The following is a 22784-nucleotide window of genomic DNA, read 5'->3' as shown; positions in this document are numbered from 1 at the left end:
CTCAACCCGACCGCTTAATTCAGGCGGGAAATCGCAGTGTCGACCAATCCGCGATCAGCAGCAGCATCGTGCGTTTGCGCGATCACCGAAGCGGCAACGCTGGCCGCAACGCTGGCGGCTTTCGAACGGACATCTGCAAGCGCAGTGCGTTCCGCACCAGCAATCTTGTCCTCTGCCATCTTGGCACGGCGCATCGTCAGATCGACGGCATGAGCCTCAGCCTCGATCAGCAAATTCTTTGCTTCGACCTCAGCGTGAGCAATAATCGCCGAAGCGTCCCCGGCACTCGCGGCGGTCTGCGCCTTGGCTGTCGCCAGCAAAGCTTCCGCTTCGGTACGAATTGCCCGGGCTTCGTCGAGCGTCCGTTTCGTCTCGGCAATGCGCTGGTCGAGAATTTCGGCAATAACCTTTGGAGCCTTCGCTACAAAGATCGCCAGCAGGATGAAGATCGTCAGTCCGGCATAAACCCAAAATTCAGGGCTCTGTGGATTGAAGAACGACATCTCATGGCCGCCATGCGCTTCGGTTGTTGCGGTGGTTTCTTCAGCCATATTGTTCAGCCCGCAAATGCAGTTTTGGCGGCACCTGCCACCAGTGCAGCGTCAGGACGACGCCCCGTCAACCGCTCGACAATGTCAGCAGCGGCATCAGTGGCGACGCTCTCGATCTCAATCATCGCCCGTGAACGCGCAGCCGACAGTGAAGCGTCAGCAACGGCTGCCTTTTCGGCCAAAACCGAATTGGCAGCAGCGACAGTTTTTTCGACGCTGGCCGTTGCTCGGGCTTTCGCCTCGGCAATGGCCGTCCGCGCCGTCTTGTGAGCTTCATCAATGCCCGCCGCATAGGTCGCCGACAGCGCGTCGGCTTCCCCTTTGGCACGTTCAGCCGTCGACAGATCGCCCGAAATTCGATCTTCGCGCGCATCCAGTGTCCTGCCCAGTTTGGGCAAGGTGAGACGCACGATTCCGAAATACAGAATGGCGAAAAATATCGCCAGCCAGACAAGCTGGGGAACGAAATTGTCGAGGTGGAACTGAGGCATTTAGCTGACTCGACTTACGAAGAGAACGCCAGAGCAAGCGCAACGACGGCTGCAATCAGGCCGAGCGCTTCAGTCACGGCGAAACCGAAGATCAGGCGTCCGCCCATCTTGGCATCAGCTTCTGGATTGCGAAGCGCACCGTTGAGGTACTGACCGAAGATCGAACCAACGCCGATAGCTGCAAGACCTGCACCGATGGCGGCCAAACCTGCGCCGATAACCTTTGCCGAACCGAGATCCATGATAAATTCCCTTAGTTGAAGTTGTAAAAACTAGTGAAGATTGACCGCGTCATTCAGGTAGATCGACGCGAGGAGAGCGAAAACATAAGCCTGCACAACAGCGATCAGCACTTCGAGCGCAGAGAGCGCAACATTGACCGCCAGCGGCAGGATTCCAAAAACATAAGGCAGCGCGCCGAACGATCCGAGCGCCACAACGAACGTACCAAAAACCTTCAGCAAAACGTGACCCGCAGTCATATTGGCGAACAAACGAATTGCGAGAGTGAACGGACGGCTGAGAAAACTCAGAAACTCGATCGCGGCCACGAATACGGCCAGCGGAAAGAAAGTATCCTTCGGCCAGAAAAGACTGAAGAAATGCAAGCCGTGCTTGGCGAAACCGACGATGCAAACCATCACGAACACGAGCACGGCAAGACCAAGCGTGACCGCTACATGGCTGGTCGGCGTAAACGCACCTACCCATGGGATAAGCCCGAGCAGGTTGCAGGCCAGAACAAAGATAAAGATCGAGAAGATCATCGGAACGAAGCGCCGTCCCTCAGGTCCAACATTCTCGTCCAACATCTTTCGGACAAAGTCGTACAGATATTCGACAGCTGCCTGCGCCCGGTTTGGAACCAGTTGCGGCTTGGCGGTGCCGATGAACAGAAACGCTGCGATGGCGATCATCGCAACCAGCATCCACAGCGAAGAATTGGTAAACGAGACATCATAGCCCATCGCGCTGATCGGATGGATCTTTACGATCTCGAACTGTTCCATTGGGTTTGCCATCGGCGTTCTTTAATCTTTCGGATCGGCGTCGAATTGCTTCGACGTCTGCATGGCGCGACGGGTGCCGGCGGCGAAGCCGAGCAACAGGAAAATAATCATCACCCACGGACGAGTCTGGAAATAGCCATCGATCAGATAACCGATGAACGTCGTGACCAGTATCGTGACAACGAACTCAGCACCGATTGCCCAGCCACGACCTTCGGCCTTGCTGTCGGCCGTCGACGGACGAACGGACTCGGCCTTCACTGCAGCAATGCGAGCGGCGAGCGAGTCGTTTTCTGTATTGCGGTCGTCAGCCAAGAAATGCCCCGTGTATGCGAAAAAACCGTCTGCAACTGATGCTGCGGCGGCTTGGAGGCGCGTTTAGGAAAGCGACCGCTTCAAGTCAACCGCAGTGCAGCAACGGCCTGCGATAAGGCTGAGGTTTAAAGGACGATTACCGATACCCTATCCGACACAGGGCCAGACTTTCATCCCCGTGACCAATTCAGTTCGCGCAATATGCCGGCAACTCTGCACCACGCTTTTTCAACGTGGTGCAACCGACTGCCGCAGCCACATCCTTGACGGTAACACCACGCTGCGCTGCCAGACTGGTGTACGCTGCGCGCCTTTTAATATTGATCGCTTCGACCTCGGCCTTCACATTGCCTGAAACCGAACCGAGCACACCCAGATACCCGTCAGCCTGCTCACCGACAGTCCCCGCATTAAGCGCGGCGGTCACTTCGGCATTCTGGGCATAAGCGACGCCAGTCAGACCCGATGAAAGAGTCAGGACAACAGCGATAAGGGCAAATTTGCGTATCATTGCGGGAACAACTCCGGGTTGCTGGTGATCAGGTCTTGCGCGTCTTTCTGCAATTTAACGACGACTTCCTGCTTGATATTTACGTTCAGATTAATCTCGATCGGCTTGTCGGGTGCCTTGATATTGATGCATCCCGACAGGCAAATCGACAACGCCAAACCAATTGCAAAGATCACGGGTTTCTTCATCGCCCTGCCCTCGCATCGCCAAGACTTGTCGTCAATTCTGCTGCGATCATGGGCGTTTCTCGCTTTCTGAGGGCTGAATGGGTTTCACCGGCGTAACGATCGAATCGGGCACGGTTGCACCGGGAATCGGCAATCCGCGCAGTAGCGAGCTCGGGTCCTGAAACGTCCGCGCCGTCGCCAATAATCCACGGAATGGCGCGCGAATCGCGATGTTAAATATAAAGGGAAGATTGCTGAACTGCCGCGCGAAATACCCGCGCTTCTCGTTGCGGGGCGCTTCGTTCACGCCGCGGAAACTCACCTTGCTGACAATCTCTCCATCCAGCGCTCCGTCCATCTCGATGACAAGATTGTTATAACGGATCGCCTTCAACGCATCGAACGCGAGCTTGGCAAAGACGTTCATCTTGGCGTTCGACACGTCACCAACATAGGATAGTGTCCCGCCGCCCGACCGCGCCGCAATCTTGCCCCCGACAATGCGCCCGCCCTGATCGTCGAAAATCATTGGCATCGCGCCATCGAATATGCCGGTCGCACTCAGATTTTCGAATTCGAGCTGCTGGATGAACTTTGCCGCATCGAGTCCGTCGACTCTGAACGTCAGTCGTCGCTCTCTTGAAACGCCCATGTCGAGCGTCGTCGGATCAAGAATCAGCGAGCCCCCCGCGAACGGCCAGCGCCCACCCTCGACAATGATCCGTTGCCCCGCTGCCAGGTGATAGGTCACGCGCCCATCGGGAACAGGAATGCCGGGATTGATCGTGGCAATCGACACCGTCTGGCCAGGAGCAGTCACCAGACCAAGTAGATCGGTGAACACGATCTCTCCCGAAAGTCCCGCCACCGGACCGAAAGCCGCGGCAAAATCCAGGCCCTTGGTTTCAAATCGTCCTGTGCTTGTGACGCCCGCAGATGACCAGTCGATCTGGCCTTTTCCGCTGACACTACCCGCTACATTCGCAACTACGCCCAACGTCAGCGGAGTTAGTTTCTCGGGCTGAAGTGTCTTGCCGAAATTGAGGCCCGCAACATCGAGCGTAGCATGCCCCCTGCCGTTGCCCAGATCATGGGTGATCGCGACTGCTGAAACGTCGGCGTTCGTGGAGACCTCACGCAGCATTCCCGTCATCGCAATTTTGCCGCTGGCGAGGCGCAGTTTGACGTCTTCGGCAACCAGCGTGTTGAACCGCACCGACTTTGCCTCGTCCGAAACACCGGCCCTGCCGCCAAGCGTCAGCACACCATTATTGAGTGTCCAGTTTCCGACGCCCGAATCAATCAGCAGAGGAACGTTTGCAATCTTGCCGGACAAGTTTTCAAACTTGCCCGTGCCCCCTTCGCTCACGAACGCCCCGTTCAACGCTCCGATTTCGAGCGTGGTCAAATGATCTGCAGCGCCAAGTTTTACGCCCAGATTGCCCATGGTAAACCGGTTATCGGAAAGCGCTACATTTGCCTGTCCAGCGCCGAGGACGATCGGTGAGTTGCCCAAACGGCCGGTCAGGCGCGGTGAGATGATCGTCGCTCCGCCATTTATCCTGCCATTTTTTAGACTGAACAGGCCGCCATTGTTGGCGCACAGCTTCAGCGAATTTGGATCAAGGTGCAGCCCCGACATGCTAAGCGACCGGAACGCAGCGGGCGTGCACCCCGGATTGAGCGCAATGTTGCCGCCGCTAAGAGCAAGCACCAGCGGTATTTGTAGCCCGATGACGCGCCCGTTCCCCAGCGGCCCGTCGAGCGTTGCAGTAGTCAACACCCGCGCTCTACCATCGCCGCCGACGGTAAATTGCACCGGCGTGACGGTAAGCCGCGCGTCGTTCGCTGCATATGGTTCAATTCGAGCAACGCCGCTCGTGACTCCATTAGCGCCTCTTCGAAAACTTGCTGCGATAGTGGGAAAACCGCCGCCGCTCAGTTTCGCCTGCGTATCGGCAAACAGGCCTTGCGCGCCGAAGCGAACTCCCTGCCCGCCACCGACTACCAGTTTCATCCCCCTTAGTGTTGTGATGTTGGCCGCCGTCACTATTCCGGACATCTGCGACCCGCGAACCTGCCCCCCGACGTCGACGCTCACGGCCAAATTTTGTATAGCGCTCGAGGCAGCGTCGGACAGTTTCTTCAGTAAAGGCCCGACCGGCGTCCCGTTCGCCCTCACCGACTTGAGTTGTGCTACATAACGTCGATCAAGAACGACCTGCATCGCCTTGACCGTGCCGCGTCCATCGAGATCACTTCCGCGAACACCGAACTTTGCATCGACCGACATTCCGGCAAGCGTTGCAAACGGGGTGGTACTGGAGGCAATCATAACCTGCGCAGAGCCGTTCGTTGCTCGCGGACTGCCTTCGAAAGCGCCCCAGCCGGTAAAGTCGCGGAAAATCTGCGATCCCAATGAAAGCGTCTTTAGACCGACCGTGCTCGTTCCCCGCCAATGGTCGAGGGCTTCGGACAAAGCCACGTTCAGCGCCAACGCGGGCTTACGGAAATGAGCCGCCCCGCAATCGATCGCGTTCGCCCGCAGCGGGCCCGTCACTGTTGGTTTCCGCGCCGAAATCGAAATATCGACATAGAGCGTGGCGCGGTTGGCCCGGCATCCCGACAGAACAAGAGTCGGAGCAATCGCGGCAAGCTTTCCCTTGAATCCGTTCGACAAATTTCCCTGACCATCCAGCCGCGCCCCGACATTTCCGTAATCCGTCGCTAACGCAATCCGCGCGTCGGCCAGATCGACCGTGATATCTGGCAGGGTAAAGGGAATCCCCGAAGATGCGGGGATCAGTTTGTCGATGTCCCCGAATTTGACCTTACCACCCACCAGTCGTCCGCGCAGATTAACACCGCCCGCTCGAATTTCTGTTGCCGACAGCCCGCCGAGCGTTGCGGCAACCCGGACTTCTGCCCAGTCAGCAGTCAGGTCGGGATGGCGCGGATCGCCGATGACGATGTTCTCAAGCCGCTCCCAGCGAAATCCGATGTCGGCCACACGGTAAGTCGCCCTCACTCCACGCCTTGCCAGTTCGCTCGCGATCGCACCGTCTGCCAGCGTCCGCCGCTCGTTCCACACCCCGATCCCGGCCAGAACGACAGTGACAGTTCCAACGACGGCAACCCGCCGCCGCGTTACACCGCGCATGATTCGGCCGGGGAAATGCTCATCACTCTCACAACGCGTAACAAGCCGCTTTGGTGGCCTGCATCAAGGGCAATTGCGCGCACGGCCCGGCCACCGTAGGCGATCGTCATGGCCGATGCCCTCTCAGATGCTAACGGTCAGGATGCCGCAGGGCACCGATCTCGACTGCGCAATCGATTGCTTGAACAGGTGGTGATGCGCTTCACGATCATGAATTGATCGAATATCTGCTGGCACTGGCAATCCCGCGGCGCGACACCAAACCGCTTGCGAAAGCGCTGTTGCGGGAATTTGGCGGGATCGGTGGATTGTTCGCAGCCGACTCGGAGGCATTGCTCCGCGTACCGGGGGTCGGCGAAACCGCAGCCGCAGCGATCAAGATCGTGCAAGCCACCGCGCTGCGACTCCTCAGACTGGACGTGGCGAAAAAGCCCGTGCTGGCAAGCTGGCAAGCGCTGCTCGACTATCTTCGTGCGGATATGGCGTATCTGGGGATCGAACGGGTGCGTATTTTGCACCTCAATTCGAAGAATATGCTGATTCGCGATGAAGTCATGTCCGAAGGATCAGTCGATCAGGCAGCGGTGCATGTGCGTGAAGTGATTCGCCGGGCCATAGACCTGGGCTCCACCGGCATAATCCTCGTCCACAATCACCCTAGCGGCGATCCGCAGCCGAGCCGCGCTGACATTCAACCAACCCGTGATATCATCGAAGCCGGGCGACGTTTGAACATATCGGTCTACGATCACATCATTATCGGAACGCAAGGGCACAGCAGCTTGCGAGCTTTGGGCCTTATGTAGCGCCCATAAAAAGTGGGCCCCGCTTTCGCGAGACCCGCTTCCCCTGCGACCCGAAGTCCTAGGCTCCGGCAGTCAGATAGGCCGTCAGTTCAGCTTGACTAATAGACTTGTTCTTATCCTTATCGGCCGTGGTGAAAGCACCGTCCAACCAAGCCTTTTTCTCAGCTGGTTTCATTGCTGGCGCACCCGACTTTTCCTTCAATGCGACCATCCATGTATCGAACTCAGCTGCGCTCAACACGCCGTTTCCATCCTTGTCGTAGGTAGGAAACTCGGTGGCGATAATTGCTGCGGGACCCGTGGCTGCAGCAGGCGATGGCGCACCCACCGCTGGTGCTCGCGCAGTCGTCGCATCTGGCGACACCGTTGTAGGAGCCGACGTGGCTGGAGGGGCGGCGGGTGCCATCTGTGCAAGCGCGGGCGTTGCAAGCGCAACTGCACCAATCGCCATGATAAATTTCTTCATGTTATTCTCCGTGTTTCTAAGCAAACTCGATATGGCCCGTTAGCCATCCAATAAACCAACTCATGAAAAACACGGACGTTGCTCACCCCAACGCGTTGTCGGGTCGGTTCGTCCCTGCTAGGCGGCGTGACCATGATAGAACGCTACTCACGCCCCGAAATGGTCGCCCTCTGGTCGGCCGAATCCCGTTTTCGCATCTGGTTCGAGATCGAGGCTCATGCCCTTGATGCGATGGCCGAACTTGGCGTCGTGCCGCATTCATCGGCAAAAGCGGTATGGGAACGCGGCGCTTTCGAAGTCGATCGTATCGACGAAATCGAACGCGAAACGAAGCACGACGTCATTGCCTTCCTGACAAACGTTGCCGAACATGTCGGCGAAGAAGCCCGCTTCCTGCATCAGGGCATGACAAGTTCGGATGTTCTGGACACTTGCCTGTCGGTCCAACTGGCCCGCGCGTCGGACATCATGATCGCCGACATCGATGCGCTGTTGGTCGTCCTGAAGCGCCGCGCCATCGAACATAAAATGACACCGACGATCGGCCGCAGTCACGGCATTCACGCCGAACCCGTCACGTTCGGCCTGAAACTCGCTCAGGCTTATGCAGAGTTTTCCCGCAATCGCGCCCGACTGATCGCCGCACGCGAAGATATCGCCACCTGCGCAATTTCGGGGGCGGTCGGCACATTCGCCAACATCGATCCGCGCGTCGAAGAGCATGTTGCGGAAAAAATGGGCCTGACTATCGAGCCGGTTTCGACTCAGGTCATTCCACGCGATCGCCATGCCATGTTTTTTGCAACGCTCGGCGTGATTGCGTCGTCGATCGAGCGCCTGTCGATTGAAATTCGCCATTTGCAGCGCACCGAAGTTCTGGAAGCCGAAGAATATTTCGCGCCCGGCCAAAAAGGCTCATCGGCGATGCCGCACAAGCGCAACCCGATCCTCGCAGAGAATCTGACGGGCCTCGCTCGCATGGTGCGAAGCGCGGTTGTTCCCGCGATGGAAAACGTCGCCCTCTGGCACGAACGCGACATCTCGCACTCGAGTGTCGAGCGTATGATCGGGCCGGACTCGACGATCACGCTCGACTTCGCGCTGGTTCGCCTCACCGGTGTAATCGACAAATTGCTGATTTATCCCGCGCGTATGCAAAAGAATCTCGATCGCATGGGCGGACTTGTTCACTCACAACGCGTCCTGCTTGCGCTGACGCAAGCCGGAATGAGCCGTGAAGACGCTTATAAAGCCGTGCAACGCAACGCCATGAAGGTTTGGGAATCGGACGGCGAAATGTCGCTGATGCAGTTGCTGACCGACGATCCCGAAGTGACTGGCTTTCTATCAGCGCCAGAGATCGCCGATAAGTTCGATCTCGGTTATCACTTCCGCCACGTCGACACGATCTTCAAACGGGTTTTTGACGCGTAGTTGCAGAAACTGCACTCGTCCCTGCAATTGTTGCGGTTGTGAAAATACACTGAAGGCCTAGTTATTGTGCAGCGCAGCAAAGTTTGTTCGGCTACCGAACAAACTTTGCTGCGCTGAGGTCGGACTCTTTTCCGATTTAACAGGAAGCCTTCATCATGCGCATCATCGAACTGGCAGCCTTTGGCGCTGCTGTGGTCGTGGCCTCGATGCTGGTAATTGCTACAATAACCGTAGCTTAATCGTCAGCATCCGGGCCTATCCGCTCGCTCTGATAATTCAGAGCGAGCGGTGCCGTTTCTGCTTTCAGATTATATCGTCGAAAACCGACCGCAATTTATCGAAGAATTTCGTTGATTTCGGGCATTCATCGCCCGTCTCGGTTTCGCGGAATGCCTCAAGCAATTCTTTTTGCTTGGCGCTCAGCTTAGTTGGCGTTTCGACCTCGACCTGAATAACCAGATCACCGCTACCCCGGCCATTCAGCACAGGCATTCCTGCGCCGCGTTGCCGCAATTGCTTACTCGACTGAATGCCAGCCGGAATGCGAATGTCGTGGCAAACGCCATCCAACCCTGGAATTGCAATGCTCCCACCCAATGCCGCAGTTGTGAAACTGATCGGTGCGCGTGCGAACAGGGTGGTGCCCTCCCGCTCGAAGATCGCATGACGAGTGACGTGCAGGAAAATATACAGATCGCCCGACGGAGCGCTCCGCGCACCGGCTTCGCCTTCACCGGTCAGGCGAATGCGTGTGCCTTCATCGACACCCGCCGGGATATTGACCGACAGGGTCTTTTGCTTGTCGACTCGTCCCTCGCCCCGACATGATTTGCAGGGGTCGGCAATAACTTTCCCTGCGCCGTGGCAAGTTGGGCAAGCGCGTTCGACAACAAAGAATCCCTGTTGAGCGCGAACTTTTCCGTGTCCGTTGCAGGTGGTGCAGCTCTTTGCCGACGTGCCCGGTTTTGCGCCCGAACCGCTGCACGGCTCGCACAAGGCGGAAACCTCGACAGTAATTTCTGTTGCTTTACCGTGGAATGCGTCTTCGAGCGTAATCTCCATATCGTAACGGAGATCGGCCCCACGTTGTGGTCCCGCCTGACGGCCACGTCCGCCACCAAAGATATTGTCGAAGATATCTGCGAAGCCACCGAAGTCCTGCGCTCCACCACCGCCGCCATTCTGGAAGCCGGCCTTGCCATATCGGTCATAAGTCGCGCGCTTCTGCGGGTCCTTCAGACATTCATAAGCTTCGGAAATCGCCTTGAATTTGGATTCGGATTTATCGCAGCCCGGATTCTTGTCGGGATGAAACCGCATGGCAAGGCGGCGATAGGACGACTTGATCGTTCCATCGTCCGCCGTGCGCTCGACTTCGAGCAAATCATAAAAATCGTCAGACATAGTGTCCCCATCTCAGGTCCCCCTCCCTCAAAAAGAGAGGGGGAGAAGAGAAATCAGCCCTTGTTCTCATCGACTTCAGAGAACTCGGCATCAACGACACCGTCGTCGGCGGCAGCAGCGGTTTCACCCTGCGGGGAAGCTTGTGAGGCCTGCTCCTTTTCATAGATCGCCTGTCCCATCTTCATGGCAACAGTCGCGAGATTCTGGGCCTTGTCAGTCATCGCCTGAACGTCGCCGCTTTCGACCGCAGTCTTGGTTTCGGCAATCGCAGCTTCGATCTCAGTCTTCAGCGCTTCGTCGATCTTGTCGCCATTATCGACCAGCTGACGCTCGGTCGTGTGGATCAGGCTTTCGGCATTGTTCTTTGCCTCGGCCGCCGCACGACGCGTCTTGTCTTCCTCGGCGAACTGTTCGGCATCACGAACCATCTGATCGATGTCGCTGTCCGAAAGACCGCCCGAAGCCTGGATCTTGATCTGCTGCTCCTTACCGGTGCCCTTGTCCTTGGCACTGACATTCACGATGCCGTTCGCGTCGATGTCGAACGTAACTTCGATCTGCGGAACGCCGCGTGGTGCTGGCGGAATGCCAACCAGATCGAACTGGCCCAGCGACTTGTTGTCCGCCGCCATTTCGCGCTCACCCTGGAACACGCGGATCGTCACCGCGCCCTGATTGTCGTCAGCCGTCGAATAAGTCTGTGACTTCTTGGTCGGGATCGTCGTGTTACGGTCGATCATGCGGGTGAACACACCACCGAGCGTCTCGATACCGAGCGACAATGGCGTCACATCCAGCAGCAGCACGTCCTTAACGTCGCCCTGCAACACGCCCGCCTGAATGGCAGCACCCATTGCAACAACTTCATCGGGGTTCACACCGGTGTGCGGCTCTTTGCCGAAGAAGTTTTTCACGACTTCGCGAACGCGGGGCATACGGGTCATACCACCGACGAGGACAACCTCGTCGATCGCATCGGCCTTCAGACCAGCATCGGCCAGCGCCTTTTTGCAAGGCTCCAGCGTGCGCGTGATGAGTGCTTCAACCAGCTTTTCCAGATCCGAACGCGTGATCGCCTTCACCAGATGCTTCGGCCCCGTGGCGTCGGCGGTGATGAACGGCAGGTTCACTTCCGTGCTCTGTGCCGACGACAGTTCGATCTTCGCCTTTTCGGCGGCTTCCTTCAGACGCTGAAGAGCCAGCTTGTCCTTGGTAAGATCGATGCCCTCTGCCTTCTGGAAGTCAGCAGCGAGGAACTCGACAACCTTCGAATCGAAATCTTCACCACCCAGGAACGTATCGCCGTTGGTCGATTTCACTTCGAACACACCGTCACCGATTTCGAGGATGGAAACGTCAAACGTACCACCACCAAGATCGTAAACCACGATCGTCTTACCGTCCTGCTTGTCCATGCCGTAAGCAAGGGCAGCAGCAGTCGGCTCGTTGATGATGCGCAGGACTTCCAGGCCGGCAATCTTGCCCGCATCCTTGGTTGCCTGACGCTGGGCATCGTTGAAATACGCAGGAACTGTGATGACAGCCTGAGTGACCGTCTCACCGAGATAGCTTTCTGCCGTCTCTTTCATCTTCTGCAAAATATACGCACTAATCTGCGACGGCGAATAATCTTCACCCGCTGCCTTCACCCAAGCGTCGCCATTCGGTCCTTTTGAGATCGAATAAGGGACAAGTTCGGTATCCTTCTTGGTGATTGGATCGTCGAACCGGCGACCGATCAAACGCTTCACCGCAAAAATAGTGCTGTCAGGATTCGTAACTGCCTGGCGCTTCGCAGGCTGTCCGATCAATCGCTCGCCATCCTTGGCGAATGCAACGATCGACGGCGTCGTACGCGCGCCTTCTGCATTTTCGATGACCTTGGGCTTGCCGCCTTCCATGACGGCAACACACGAATTGGTCGTACCCAGATCGATCCCGATAACTTTAGCCATATCATCCCCATGATGCTGTGGGCGTGCTCAAAAAACTGACGCCCGAGTGATTGTTTCAGTTGCGGATATAGGGGGCGTTTGCCTTGTCGCAAGAAGGATGGGGCACTAGCTGTCACACATTGGAACCGAGGAGCGTTGAAGATGAGGATATTCGGCATGATCGCGCTGGCAGCGCTGGCGCTCAGCGGATGCAAGGAGAAGCCTGTCCTGAACGTCACGGATGCCTCAGTGCGGCTCCCTGCGGTCCCCCGAGGGCCCGCAGCGGCATATTTCACTGTTCACGGTGGCCCCGTTGCCGATCGACTTCTCGAGGTGACGTCCGAAAACGCCATTCGCGCGGAAATGCACGAATCAATGTCAGGGGGTGGCATGGCGTCCATGAAGCCGCTCGAGGGGGGGTGGAAATCCCGGCCAAGGGAATCGTCAAATTCGAAAGTGGCGGCAAACACGTTATGTTTTTCGACGTTAACCCGGCGCTCCAGCCACCACGCACGATGCCAATCAATTTCATCTTTGCCAGCGGCGAACGAATTCAGGTCGACGCAGTGTTGATACGACCGGGAGAAAAATGACGCTTATATGAGCGTCCGCTCCCTCACTCGCGCCGAAATTGCGCTGGCCACATCGGTTTTCGGAGATGCGATCGACTATGATCGCGTGAAAATTCACAATGCGAAGTGGATATTTTTCCAGCCACGCCAGACCGCGATGGCACCCGACGGCGGCATCTGGTTCCATCCCAAGGGCGATCTGTATTGCGCAGACTTTTGCGAAGGTCATGTGAGCGAACAGGGGCTGTTCATCCACGAAATGACGCACGTCTGGCAGCGACAGTCTGGCATTTTCCTGCCCCTGCGGCGGCATCCATTCTGTCGCTATGATTACAGCCTGAAACCCGGCTGGCCGCTCAAACGTTATGGCATCGAACAACAGGCAGAGATTGTGCGTCACGCATTTCTGCTGCGGCAGGGGCGAATCGTACGCGGCGCGCCCGCCCTCGACCAATACAACAGCGTGCTACCCTTTATCGGTCGTTAACCATGACAGGCGCACGATACCTGCATGAGCTTTCAACACGATTCGATCATCACAGACATGGCGTTCAATGCCAACGAATACTTTGCCATGACGGCCGCCCTTCGGAGCTTTCAGGTTGAGCTACGGAAAGCTCCCACGCAACATCCGTTGCGCGAAGAGATGCTCGGCCTACTGGCCGATGCGCGCCTTCGCATCGACCGCATAAACGCCAAATCCGCTTAACCCGCCTTAGCAACTCCGACCATCGCAGGGCGCAGCAAGCGGTCTTTAATCATATAACCGGCCTGCATTTCCTGAACGATCGTTCCTGGCTCCAGATCGCTCGGCATTTCTAGCATCGCCTGATGACGGTTGGGATCGAGCTTTTCACCCACCGACACGACCTTGGTAATGCCATTGCGCTGGAACACCGCGGCCAGCTCGCGACCCGTTGCATCAAGGCCAACAACCAGCCCCTTAAACTTCTCATCCTCGCGCAGATCGGTTGGAATCGCATCGAGTGCACGCGACAGATTATCGGCCACCGACAAGATATCCCGGGCAAATCCAGTCGACGCATAGGCACGCGCGTCCTGCGCATCCTTTTCCAGACGGCGACGCACGTTCTGCGTTTCCGCCTGAGCATAAAGCGTCGCGGCCTTTGCGTCGGCCAGTTCAGCCTCCAGGGCAACGGTGCGATCCTGCTCTTCGGGATTCGGCTCCGCAGGGCCGCCTTCAGCGATCATCGCGTCTTCTGCCGTCAATTCTTCGTCATTCATGCCATTAATCTCGTCAAAGTCTGTGCTGTGAAATCTACCATCGGTACGACGCGCGCGTAATTCAACCGCGTTGGGCCGATTACACCTACCACGCCGACCACCCGGCCGTCGCTCCCGCGATAAGGTGCAGCTATCACCGACGACCCCGACAATGCGAACAATTTGTTTTCGGAGCCGATGAACACTTTGGTCGCCGAACCGCTACGGGCGCTGTCGAGCAAGCGCGCAATTTCTTCCTTGCCCTCGATCTCGCCCAGCAATTGCCGCACCCGCTCGAGTGCCGCCGCATCACCGTCTTCGATCAAATTAGCCTGCCCACGCACGATCAGCACAGGCCGCGCAGCATGGTCCTGCGACCAGATCGCCAGTCCGCGCTCGATCAAAGTATGCGACGCTGCATCAAGGGCCGCCCGCTCCTGTCGCACTTCCCCCGCAACCTCGGCAGCAGCCTCGACCAGCGTCATCCCCGACAGCCGCGCCGTCATATAATTCCCAGCCTCCGTCAGCGCGGACGCATTCATGCCCGCAGGTAGCGCAATGACTCGATTTTCGACCGAGCCATCATCTCCAACCAGTACGATCAGCGCCTGCTCCGGGGACAGGGACACGAATGCAAACTGTTTGAGCCGTGGCTGGTGCGTCGGCACCAGCACCAGCCCCGCACACGAGGATAACCCCGACAGCGCCAAAGTCGCAGCAGCCAAAGCATCCTCGACCGGACCACCGCCCGACAGGCGACTTTCGATCACCGCCCGCTCCTCTCGCGTGGGTTCCGACGCCTGCATCATCCCGTCCACGAACAACCGCAGTCCGGTTTCGGTCGGCATCCGCCCCGCCGACGTATGCGGAGCGGCCAGCAGGCCGAGTTCTTCCAGATCCTGCATCACGTTGCGGATCGAGGCAGACGACAGGTTCAGACCCGACAGTTTCGATATAGTCCGCGACCCGACCGGCGCACCCGATTCGATATAGGAATCCACCACGATGCGAAACACATCACGCGCACGGTCGGTCAATTCGGTTACGGGTGCTGCCACCCTTGTTATGTCGGGCGCGAAGGCCGCCGCGTCAACGTCTTCCGACGCGGCGCGAAATCAGGATGATTGCCGCACCCGCGATTGCAATGGTGATACCGCGCGACTGCCACACACTCTGATCAAGCATTGAGCTGTCAGAGGGCCAGTGAACCACGCCCGATCCCTGTAGTGCGAACAAGGCTCCAGCCAACAGTGCAAGGATGCCGACGATCAACAGAATGGCGCGCATGGAACTTGTCCTCCCCAAATGGCTGGCAGTTCGCCAGTCTCGCCGCTAGATGCGCCCACGAAACCAAGAAGGACAATCTTTTATGCGCCCATCAGGCCGCACTGCCGATCAAATGCGTATCATCACCATCGAACCCGCGTTCACGAAACACGCAGAGGGATCATGCTTGATCTCGTTCGGAGATACCAAAGTCCTCGTCACCGCCAGCCTTGAAGAAAAAGTCCCGCCGTTTATGCGCGGCAAGGGCGAAGGCTGGGTCACGGCCGAATATGGAATGCTGCCTCGCGCCACCAATACCCGCAACAATCGCGAAGCTGCCAAGGGCAAACAGTCCGGTCGCACGCAGGAAATCCAGCGTCTTATCGGTCGTTCGCTCCGTTCGGTCATGGACATGAAGCTACTCGGCGAACGTCAGATCACACTCGATTGCGACGTGATTCAAGCCGACGGCGGCACCCGCACCGCCTCGATTTCCGGCGCGTGGGTCGCCATGCGCCTCGCTGTCGACAAATTGCTGGCAGAGGGCAAGCTGACCGTCGATCCGATCAGGCAGAAAGTCGCCGCGATCAGTTGCGGTATCTACGAAGGCACGCCAGTCTTGGACCTCGACTATATCGAGGATTCGAACGCCCATGCCGATGCCAATTTCGTGCTGATCGAAGACGGCAACATCGCCGAAGTTCAGGCAACTGCCGAAGGCGCGACTTATGACGAGGAAGCGTTGCTCCGCCTCCTTCGCCTTGCCCGTATCGGCTGCGCAGACATTTTCGCGGCACAGGCAAAGGCAACCGGTCGGTGACATTAAAGCTAGCGCCCGGCAAACTGGTCATCGCCAGTCACAATCCCGGCAAAGTGCGGGAAATCCGGGCGCTGCTGGAACCCTACGGCATCGAACCCATCTCGGCGGCGTCGCTCGACCTGCCCGAGCCAGAAGAAACGGGCACCACCTTCGCCGCCAATGCGCTGTTGAAGGCTCGCGCCGCTGCCGACCTGTCGGGCCTGCCCGCACTCGCCGACGATAGCGGGCTTTGCGTCGATGCTCTGAACGGCGATCCGGGAATATTCTCGGCTCGCTGGGCAGGCGAGACCAAGGACTTCGGAGCGGCAATGCGCCTTGTCGAAGAGCACCTCGGCCGTGCACCGAAAGACTCAGGCCGCGACGCGCATTTCGTCTGCGCGCTGGCGCTATGTTGGCCGAACGGCAGCGAAGTCGAAGTCGAGGGCCGCGTCGATGGTTTGCTCGTCAACCCACCACGGGGAACACATGGTTTCGGTTATGATGCAATGTTTGTCGTCAACGGCCAGACGCTGACATTCGGCGAGATGGACCCGGAAGCCAAACACGCGATGAGCCACCGCGCGGACGCATTTGCAAAGCTCGTTGCAACAGTCTTCTAATTGCGACGGTCTTCTAACCGTCGTCTAGCGATTGTTTGCAGCGATCACATTATAATGCGGCAGGGTTTCGCGTTCGCTCGACAGGGGATCCTGCCCCCAGACATTTCCCGCCGGGAAGTAACGGCAAACCATATATTCGTCCGTGTGGTTCGTGGCGATCGCACAGCCGACCGATTTTGTCCCGGCCCAGATCATCTGTGTGTAATGACCGACATCGTGCCACGACCCTGTCCGGCTGAGACGGGGGAACTCACCGCGTTTGAAATCGCGGCATTCGTTGATCCACCCATCGACCATATCGGCATAGCTATAGGCGCGAAACGTTCCCATCCACAGGTTTTCACCCTCGACCGGACGCCCTGCAATCCTCTGTGAATGAGCAAAAGTCCGTGTCCGGGCCAGCGTCTCCGCATATTCCGCAGCCTCCGCCTCCAGCCCTTCGTCCCATGTCAGCGCAGGAACCGAAACATTAGCACGCGCACGATTATGATCGTTGAGCACCTGCTTGCGGAAAACCTCGTGATTTCTAGGCTGTAAAACGGGGCTTACCCATTCCACAACGTCGCCTTCACCTTCGTTGTCGACTTCCTCGTCGGTTTCGATCACCACTTCGGAAGAGGCCGCTTGTCGATGAACCGTGGCGAACGAAGGCGCGCACAGCAGCAGTGGCAGCGCGATCACTATACCGCTAAGAGCACGAGCAACTATCATGTCGCTGTCAAATAACCCCACCCCGGTAAACAACGCCCTAACGGGAAAACTTGCCCTTTACATTCACTGGCCGTTTTGCGTCTCGAAATGCCCTTATTGTGACTTTAACAGTCATGTCCGCGAAACAATAGACCAGACGGTCTGGCTAAATGCACTGCTGGGCGATCTGGCGCATGAAGCGGGGCTAACCCCCGGCCGTATTCTGGGATCGATTTTCTTCGGGGCGGCACACCGTCGCTGATGCCTCCTGCCACGGTCGCCGCTCTGATCGACGCAGCAACGACGCACTGGACCCCAGCGGACGACATAGAAATCACGCTCGAAGCTAACCCTTCCTCAGTCGAAGCCGCACGCTTTGCCGATCTTGCCAGGGCGGGTGTGAACCGCACTTCGCTTGGCCTGCAAGCGCTCGACAATGATACGCTGCTCTTTCTCGGCCGCGCGCATAATGTGGGCGAGGCATTGTCGGCACTGGCTACCGCGCAGGCCAATTTTGCGCGAGTCAGCTTCGATCTAATCTATGCTCGCCCCGACCAATCCGTCGTCGCATGGGAAGCCGAACTGACGCGCGCTCTGTCGTTCGGGACCGAGCATCTTTCGCTATATCAACTCACCATCGAGCCCGGCACGCGCTTCGCCACTCTTGTCCAGCAAGGCAAACTAAAGCCAGCCGATGCTGACTATGCCGCCGACCTGTTTGGCGTAACGCGAACGCTAACCAATGCGGCGGGCCTTCCCGGCTACGAAACCTCGAATCACGCGCGGCACGGTGCGGAAAGCCGCCACAACCTGACCTATTGGCGCTATGAAGATTACGTCGGTGTCGGCCCCGGCGCGCATGGCCGACGCGGCGACCTTGCCACGATACGCCACAAAAAGCCTGAGAACTGGCTGTCGGCCATCGCGCGCAATGGTCACGGCCTCCAGAGCGAAACGCCGCTATCTGTCAGTGAGCAAACAACCGAAGCCTTGTTGATGGGGCTTCGTTTGCGAGAAGGCGTGGACCTCGCGCGATTCGGCGATCGGTCGCCTGTCGATACCCAGGCGATCAATCGACTGTCGGCGCTCGGGCTGGTTGCACTCGACGGCACCCGGCTCATTGTCACCGAGCAGGGCACGCTCCTGCTCGATGCCATCCTGCCCGAAATTATCGCCTGATCGTCAAAACCCACGTGGCGCTGGTGAAATCACCGTAAATCCACCCGGTCCCGCCTGCTGAACCTCCAGCGCGCGCTCTGCTATGCCTTCGCGATTGAAACGGAATGCGCCGTCAATTCCAGAAAACCCGCCCGCATCGGTCAGTGCGCTTTGCGGGAATGGTGTACCCACGCGCCAGTCGGCAGCGATTTTTGTGACTAGCAACACGGCATCATAGCCAAGGCTGGCAAGACGATAAGGCGACTTGCCGTACCGCGAGCGATATTTGGCCGCGAGTTGGTTATACAACCCGTCCGAAACACTTGCGAACCACGCATTTTTCAGTGCCGGACTGGCGGCAATCCCTGCCTCGGTATTCCATAATTCGGTTCCGAGGATCTGTGCTGAACGTCCACCCCCTGCGCGAATCAGGGGAACGGCTGTCAGGGCGACACGACCCGAATCGGCGATCAAAACAGCCTGATAGGGGGACGCAGCGTTCATTTTGACGATTGCCGCCTTCATCGACCCGGCCGACCGATCGAAAGTCTGGACCGAAACAACTTGTCCGCCGCTCGATTCAACGGCTCTCAGCAAAGCCGTCGATGACCGCTGTCCATAAAGACCGATGGGCACCAGTCCGGCAAATTTCGTCACGCCCTTACTCTTGGCATAATCGATCACCCGGTTGATCGACTGTCCGGGTGAATAACCCATCACATATGTCCCGTTCCCGGCAACACCAGCATCATTGGAAAAGGCGATCAGCGGCACTTTGGCAGCGCGCGCGATTGGCGCGACGATCCGCACGTCTTCGGCCAGCAACGGCCCCAGAATAACGCGGTTCCCCTCGGCAATCGCACGCTGCGCCGCTGCGGCAGCACCCGTAGCCGTGTCGTACATCGTTACGCGAATTTTGGTTCCACCTGTATCCATCACCGCAAGGTTGGCCGCGTTCGAGATCGACGTTCCGACACCCGCATTCGGCCCCGTCAGCGGTGCCAGCAACGCAACCCGGTGACGCTCTTTATCGGTCGGCAAAGACGGTCCCACCGGCTCTGGCCGCGTCGCCGTCGGCGGCGGCGCGACCGGTCCCGGCCTGCCCTTCGGCACCACCTGACACGCCGCCAGCAACGCCAGCGTTCCAACGGTAAGCCACTTCGACAGCATGTTCCTACGTGCAGGCCCTTGCCCGCGTGCCTGTTCCTCTGCCATCGCTCTCACCCTTATGGATTCAATACTCAAACCCGGTCTCTACATCGTCGCGACGCCAATCGGCAATCTTCGCGATCTGAGTCCGCGCGCTGCCGAAATCCTGACGAACGCGGATGTGATCGCAGTCGAGGACAGCCGCGTGACCGCAAAACTCCTGCGCCACATCGGTATCCGAAAGCCCATGGTGCCCTATCACGACCATGTCGCCGACGGAGTCCGCCCCGCCCTAATCGCCAGAATGGGCATGGAATCGGTTGCGCTGGTATCCGATGCCGGAACGCCACTGATCTCCGACCCCGGTTACAAACTCGTCCGCGACGCTCGTGCGGCCGGAATCGCCATAGTCACCATCCCCGGCCCCTGCGCCGCCGTTGCTGCGCTGACGCTGGCCGGATTACCGACCGACCGTTTCCTGTTCGTCGGCTTCCTGCCCTCCAAAGCCAAGGCTCGCGGCGAAGCTATCGAAGAAATCACCGCCATCCGCGCCACCCTGATCTTTTACGAATCTGGCCCGCGCCTCGCCGCCACGCTGTCAACTCTCGCCGAAAAGCTCGGCGACCGCGAGGCCGGGGTTGCCCGCGAAATTAGCAAGATGTTCGAGGAATGCGTCACCGGTTCACTCACCCAACTCGCTGCCCGCTACGCCGATGCCTCGCCAAAGGGTGAAATCGTCATCGTCGTCGCCCCCCCCGGAATACCCGCCGCCGCCAGCGCAGAAGATGCCGACGCCGCCCTTGCCGAAGCCCTCACTCGCCTTTCCACCGGACGCGCCGCCAGCGAAGTGGCTCAACGCCTCGGTCTCGACCGCCGCGCCCTCTATGCTCGCGCGCTGGCCATGAAAGAGTGAGCAGACAGGAGGCCGAACAACGCGGACGCCGCGCTGAACGCTTCGCCGCCACTTGGCTCCGGCTAAAGGGCTGGAAAATCCTTGCCACGCGCGTCCGCACACCCGCCGGGGAAGTTGACATCGTCGCCCGTCGCGCCGGACTCGTCGCCTTTGTCGAAGTCAAACATCGCGCCACCTTGGCCGAACTCGACTATGCCATCGACGACTTCCGCCTGCGCCGGGTCGCCGCTGCTGCCGAAATTCTGATGGCCCGCTTTGCCGAACCCGGCGACGACATCCGTATCGACGTCATCCTGCTCGCGCCACGCACCCTCCCCCGCCATATCGAAAACGCATGGTGCGGATGAGAATCAGCGTTTAGAGGCAGCGCATGACCCTACGCATAGCCTTCCAGATGGACCCGATGGAAACCCTGAACATCACAGGCGATTCCAGTTTTGCACTAATGCTTTCGGCCCAGTCGCGCGGCTATACGCTTTATCACTATCTTGCGCCCGACCTGACGTGGGAAGGCGAACGACTCTACACGATGGCGTATCCAGTGACGGTGCGGCGCGAACACGGCAATCATTTTACCGCTGGCGAACCCGTCATCCTCGACCTCGGTCGCGACGTCGATGTCATCATGATGCGCCAGGATCCGCCGTTCGATCTGAGCTATATCACCGCCACGCACCTGCTCGAACGCATCCAGGGCGAAACCCTCATCGCCAATGATCCGGCAAGCGTCCGCAACGCCCCGGAAAAGCTGTTCGTACTCGACTATGCCCGCTTCATGCCGCCGACGATGATTACCCGGTCGCTCGGCGCCGCTCGCAAATTCCTTGCCGAACACGGCGAAATCGTCCTGAAACCGCTCCACGGAAACGGCGGCAAGGCGATCTTCAAAATCGGCAAGGACGGCGCGAACCTTGCCTCGCTGATCGAAGTATTCAACACCGCCTATGTAGAGCCGCACATGGTTCAAGCCTTCGTGCCAACCGTCGTTAAGGGTGACAAGCGTATCGTGTTGGTCGACGGCGTGATTGCAGGCGCGGTCAACCGCATCCCCGGCAAAGGCGAAATCCGCTCCAACCTTGCAGTCGGCGGCACAGCGGCGAAAACTGAACTGACTGCCCGTGAAATCGAAATTTGCGAAGCCCTCGGCCCCGAGCTCAAAAAGCGCGGCCTAATCTTTGTCGGCATCGACGTGATTGGCGGCGAATGGCTGACCGAAATCAATGTGACATCCCCGACCGGGATCGTGGCAATCGACAAGTTCAACGGAACTGACACTTGCGCGATGATCTGGAACGCGATCGAGGCGCGGCTGAAAGGCTGACGGGAGAGCTGGATTTAGCGCCGCTTAGCCCTTCCGCGCGTCAGGCTACGGGGTGTTTCTGCATCAGCTTATACGCCCGCTCATACCATTTCGAACCGGGGTAGTTCGCGCCGAGGACGGCAGCCGATTTCTTCGCTTCTTCAGGGATGCCGAGCGCCAGATAGCTTTCGGTCAGGCGCTCCAACGCCTCGGGAACGTGCGTCGTGCTGTCGTATTCGTCCACGACCTTGCGGAAACGAACGACCGAAGCCAGCCATTGCGAGCGGCGCTGATAGAAACGGCCGATTTCCATTTCCTTGCCCGCAAGGTGATCGCGGACCAGATCGACCTTCAGGCGAGCATCAGCGGCGTAACGGGTGTCGGGATAGCGGCGAATCAGTTCGCCCAGCGAATCGAGTGCCTGTTGCGTAATCTTTTGGTCACGCGTCACGTCGCTGATCTGTTCGTAATAATCGAGCGCGATCAGGTAATAGGCATAGGGCGCATCTTTGTTGCCAGGATGGATCGAAAGGAAGCGCGTTGCCGAATCGATCGATTTGGTGAAATCGCGACCAAGATAATAACTGTATGCGCTCATCAGTTCGGCGCGGCGCGCCCATACCGAATAGGGATGCTGGCGCTCCACTTCATCAAACAGCGCCGCCGCCGTTCGGAAATCATTCTTGTCCAGCCGCGTTTTCGCTGCGGAATAGAGCGTGTTGACGTCGCGGGCGATGTACGGCGTGTCCCCTTTCGTCGTCTTGTTACGGGCGCAGCCACTCGCGGTCACAAGGACGGCAAGGGCGGCAGAAACGGCGATGAAACGGGGGGAAGGCATACGCAT

The 22784-nt window shown here is 58.4% G+C and carries 25 protein-coding genes and 3 pseudogenes; 11 read left to right on the top strand and 17 right to left on the bottom strand.

Going from position 1 to position 22784, the window contains the following annotated elements:
• Positions 1-14: 14 nt before the first annotated feature.
• From D3Y57_RS16280 to D3Y57_RS16245, 8 genes are all read right to left on the bottom strand, one after another.
• Entirely contained in the window at positions 15-551 is a 537-nt protein-coding gene (locus D3Y57_RS16280) for a F0F1 ATP synthase subunit B family protein (protein ID WP_121154268.1), read from the bottom strand.
• A gap of 5 nt (positions 552-556) precedes the next feature.
• Positions 557-1042, bottom strand: coding sequence for a F0F1 ATP synthase subunit B family protein (locus D3Y57_RS16275; RefSeq protein ID WP_121154266.1), 486 nt, complete (start codon positions 1040-1042; stop codon positions 557-559).
• Between the two features lie 14 nt (positions 1043-1056).
• Positions 1057-1284, bottom strand: a complete 228-nt coding sequence (locus D3Y57_RS16270) for a F0F1 ATP synthase subunit C (protein WP_121154264.1) — start codon at positions 1282-1284, stop codon at positions 1057-1059.
• Between the two features lie 30 nt (positions 1285-1314).
• A complete protein-coding gene (locus D3Y57_RS16265; RefSeq protein ID WP_162987166.1) occupies positions 1315-2064 on the bottom strand; it encodes a F0F1 ATP synthase subunit A in 750 nt (249 codons plus the stop codon).
• A gap of 9 nt (positions 2065-2073) precedes the next feature.
• The gene (locus D3Y57_RS16260; protein WP_121154262.1) at positions 2074-2367 is read right to left on the bottom strand and encodes an AtpZ/AtpI family protein; all 294 of its coding nucleotides are present in this window, start codon (positions 2365-2367) and stop codon (positions 2074-2076) included.
• A gap of 187 nt (positions 2368-2554) precedes the next feature.
• On the bottom strand, positions 2555-2878 hold the full coding sequence (locus D3Y57_RS16255) for a DUF1318 domain-containing protein (protein WP_121154260.1): 324 nt from the start codon (positions 2876-2878) through the stop codon (positions 2555-2557).
• On the bottom strand, positions 2875-3066 hold the full coding sequence (locus D3Y57_RS16250; protein WP_121154258.1) for a YnbE family lipoprotein: 192 nt from the start codon (positions 3064-3066) through the stop codon (positions 2875-2877). The genes D3Y57_RS16255 and D3Y57_RS16250 overlap by 4 nt, the downstream gene beginning before the upstream one ends.
• 46 nt (positions 3067-3112) lie before the next feature.
• Positions 3113-6205 (bottom strand): intermembrane phospholipid transport YdbH family protein, encoded by a 3093-nt coding sequence (locus D3Y57_RS16245; RefSeq protein WP_121154256.1) that lies wholly within the window; start codon positions 6203-6205, stop codon positions 3113-3115.
• A gap of 108 nt (positions 6206-6313) precedes the next feature.
• Between D3Y57_RS16245 and radC the strand changes: the two are divergent.
• A pseudogene (gene radC, locus D3Y57_RS16240) lies at positions 6314-7011 on the top strand (RadC family protein).
• Between the two features lie 58 nt (positions 7012-7069).
• Here the strand turns inward: radC and D3Y57_RS16235 are convergent.
• Positions 7070-7477, bottom strand: coding sequence for an EF-hand domain-containing protein (locus D3Y57_RS16235; protein WP_121154254.1), 408 nt, complete (start codon positions 7475-7477; stop codon positions 7070-7072).
• Between the two features lie 132 nt (positions 7478-7609).
• Between D3Y57_RS16235 and purB the strand changes: the two genes are divergently transcribed.
• Positions 7610-8911, top strand: coding sequence for an adenylosuccinate lyase (gene purB / locus D3Y57_RS16230; RefSeq protein WP_121154251.1), 1302 nt, complete (start codon positions 7610-7612; stop codon positions 8909-8911).
• A gap of 303 nt (positions 8912-9214) precedes the next feature.
• On the opposite strand, the gene dnaJ is transcribed toward purB, so the two are convergent.
• Both dnaJ and dnaK read right to left on the bottom strand, forming a co-directional pair.
• Complete coding sequence (gene dnaJ, locus D3Y57_RS16225; protein ID WP_121154249.1) at positions 9215-10315, bottom strand: molecular chaperone DnaJ; 1101 nt, start codon at positions 10313-10315, stop codon at positions 9215-9217.
• Between the two features lie 53 nt (positions 10316-10368).
• The gene (dnaK, locus tag D3Y57_RS16220) at positions 10369-12270 is read right to left on the bottom strand and encodes a molecular chaperone DnaK (protein WP_121154247.1); all 1902 of its coding nucleotides are present in this window, start codon (positions 12268-12270) and stop codon (positions 10369-10371) included.
• A 141-nt stretch (positions 12271-12411) separates the two neighbouring features.
• On the opposite strand from dnaK, the pseudogene D3Y57_RS21650 reads away from it, so the two are divergent.
• The 3 genes and pseudogenes from D3Y57_RS21650 (at position 12412) to D3Y57_RS16205 (ending at position 13530) form a co-directional block, all read left to right on the top strand.
• A pseudogene (locus D3Y57_RS21650) lies at positions 12412-12842 on the top strand (copper chaperone PCu(A)C).
• A gap of 7 nt (positions 12843-12849) precedes the next feature.
• Positions 12850-13308 (top strand): vgr related protein, encoded by a 459-nt coding sequence (locus tag D3Y57_RS16210; RefSeq protein WP_121154243.1) that lies wholly within the window; start codon positions 12850-12852, stop codon positions 13306-13308.
• A gap of 24 nt (positions 13309-13332) precedes the next feature.
• Positions 13333-13530 carry a hypothetical protein gene (locus D3Y57_RS16205; protein WP_121154241.1) on the top strand — a complete coding sequence of 66 codons (198 nt, stop codon included), beginning with the start codon at positions 13333-13335 and terminating at the stop codon, positions 13528-13530.
• On the opposite strand, the gene grpE is transcribed toward D3Y57_RS16205, so the two are convergent.
• From grpE to D3Y57_RS16190, 3 genes are read right to left on the bottom strand one after another with little or no spacing between them, the layout of a single operon-like run.
• Positions 13527-14066, bottom strand: a complete 540-nt coding sequence (grpE, locus tag D3Y57_RS16200; RefSeq protein WP_121154239.1) for a nucleotide exchange factor GrpE — start codon at positions 14064-14066, stop codon at positions 13527-13529. The two genes, D3Y57_RS16205 and grpE, sit on opposite strands and share 4 nt — an antisense overlap.
• Positions 14063-15103 carry a heat-inducible transcriptional repressor HrcA gene (gene hrcA / locus D3Y57_RS16195; protein ID WP_121154237.1) on the bottom strand — a complete coding sequence of 347 codons (1041 nt, stop codon included), beginning with the start codon at positions 15101-15103 and terminating at the stop codon, positions 14063-14065. The genes grpE and hrcA overlap by 4 nt, the downstream gene beginning before the upstream one ends.
• Positions 15104-15134: 31 nt before the next feature.
• Complete coding sequence (locus D3Y57_RS16190; protein ID WP_121154235.1) at positions 15135-15332, bottom strand: hypothetical protein; 198 nt, start codon at positions 15330-15332, stop codon at positions 15135-15137.
• 82 nt (positions 15333-15414) lie between these two features.
• Here D3Y57_RS16190 and rph point away from each other — a divergent pair, with 82 nt between their 5' ends.
• The gene (gene rph, locus D3Y57_RS16185) at positions 15415-16131 is read left to right on the top strand and encodes a ribonuclease PH (RefSeq protein ID WP_121154233.1); all 717 of its coding nucleotides are present in this window, start codon (positions 15415-15417) and stop codon (positions 16129-16131) included.
• Entirely contained in the window at positions 16128-16730 is a 603-nt protein-coding gene (rdgB, locus tag D3Y57_RS16180; RefSeq protein ID WP_121154231.1) for an RdgB/HAM1 family non-canonical purine NTP pyrophosphatase, read from the top strand. Before rph ends, rdgB begins: the two co-directional genes overlap by 4 nt.
• A gap of 24 nt (positions 16731-16754) precedes the next feature.
• Here rdgB and D3Y57_RS16175 read toward each other — a convergent pair whose 3' ends face one another.
• Positions 16755-17441: a CAP domain-containing protein gene (locus D3Y57_RS16175; RefSeq protein WP_121154229.1), complete on the bottom strand. Its 687-nt coding sequence runs from the start codon at positions 17439-17441 to the stop codon at positions 16755-16757.
• On the opposite strand from D3Y57_RS16175, the pseudogene hemW reads away from it, so the two are divergent.
• A pseudogene (gene hemW, locus D3Y57_RS16170) lies at positions 17440-18599 on the top strand (radical SAM family heme chaperone HemW). The gene D3Y57_RS16175 and the pseudogene hemW sit on opposite strands and share 2 nt — an antisense overlap.
• Positions 18600-18602: 3 nt before the next feature.
• Here the strand turns inward: hemW and D3Y57_RS16165 are convergent.
• Positions 18603-19793 carry a penicillin-binding protein activator gene (locus D3Y57_RS16165; protein WP_121154227.1) on the bottom strand — a complete coding sequence of 397 codons (1191 nt, stop codon included), beginning with the start codon at positions 19791-19793 and terminating at the stop codon, positions 18603-18605.
• 13 nt (positions 19794-19806) lie between these two features.
• On the opposite strand from D3Y57_RS16165, the gene rsmI reads away from it, so the two are divergent.
• Genes rsmI through gshB form a run of 3 tightly spaced genes read left to right on the top strand, consistent with a single transcriptional unit; the run spans position 19807 to position 21961 of the window.
• Positions 19807-20640, top strand: coding sequence for a 16S rRNA (cytidine(1402)-2'-O)-methyltransferase (gene rsmI / locus D3Y57_RS16160; RefSeq protein WP_121154225.1), 834 nt, complete (start codon positions 19807-19809; stop codon positions 20638-20640).
• On the top strand, positions 20637-20987 hold the full coding sequence (locus tag D3Y57_RS16155; RefSeq protein WP_121154223.1) for a YraN family protein: 351 nt from the start codon (positions 20637-20639) through the stop codon (positions 20985-20987). Before rsmI ends, D3Y57_RS16155 begins: the two co-directional genes overlap by 4 nt.
• Positions 20988-21010: 23 nt before the next feature.
• Positions 21011-21961, top strand: a complete 951-nt coding sequence (gene gshB / locus D3Y57_RS16150; RefSeq protein ID WP_121154221.1) for a glutathione synthase — start codon at positions 21011-21013, stop codon at positions 21959-21961.
• 40 nt (positions 21962-22001) lie between these two features.
• Here gshB and D3Y57_RS16145 read toward each other — a convergent pair whose 3' ends face one another.
• Positions 22002-22784, bottom strand: coding sequence for an outer membrane protein assembly factor BamD (locus D3Y57_RS16145; protein WP_121154214.1), 783 nt, complete (start codon positions 22782-22784; stop codon positions 22002-22004).

It is taken from the genome of Sphingomonas paeninsulae (assembly GCF_003660165.1).
GTDB lineage: Bacteria > Pseudomonadota > Alphaproteobacteria > Sphingomonadales > Sphingomonadaceae > Sphingomonas_O > Sphingomonas_O paeninsulae.
This window is presented reverse-complemented; position numbering and strand designations above follow the sequence as displayed.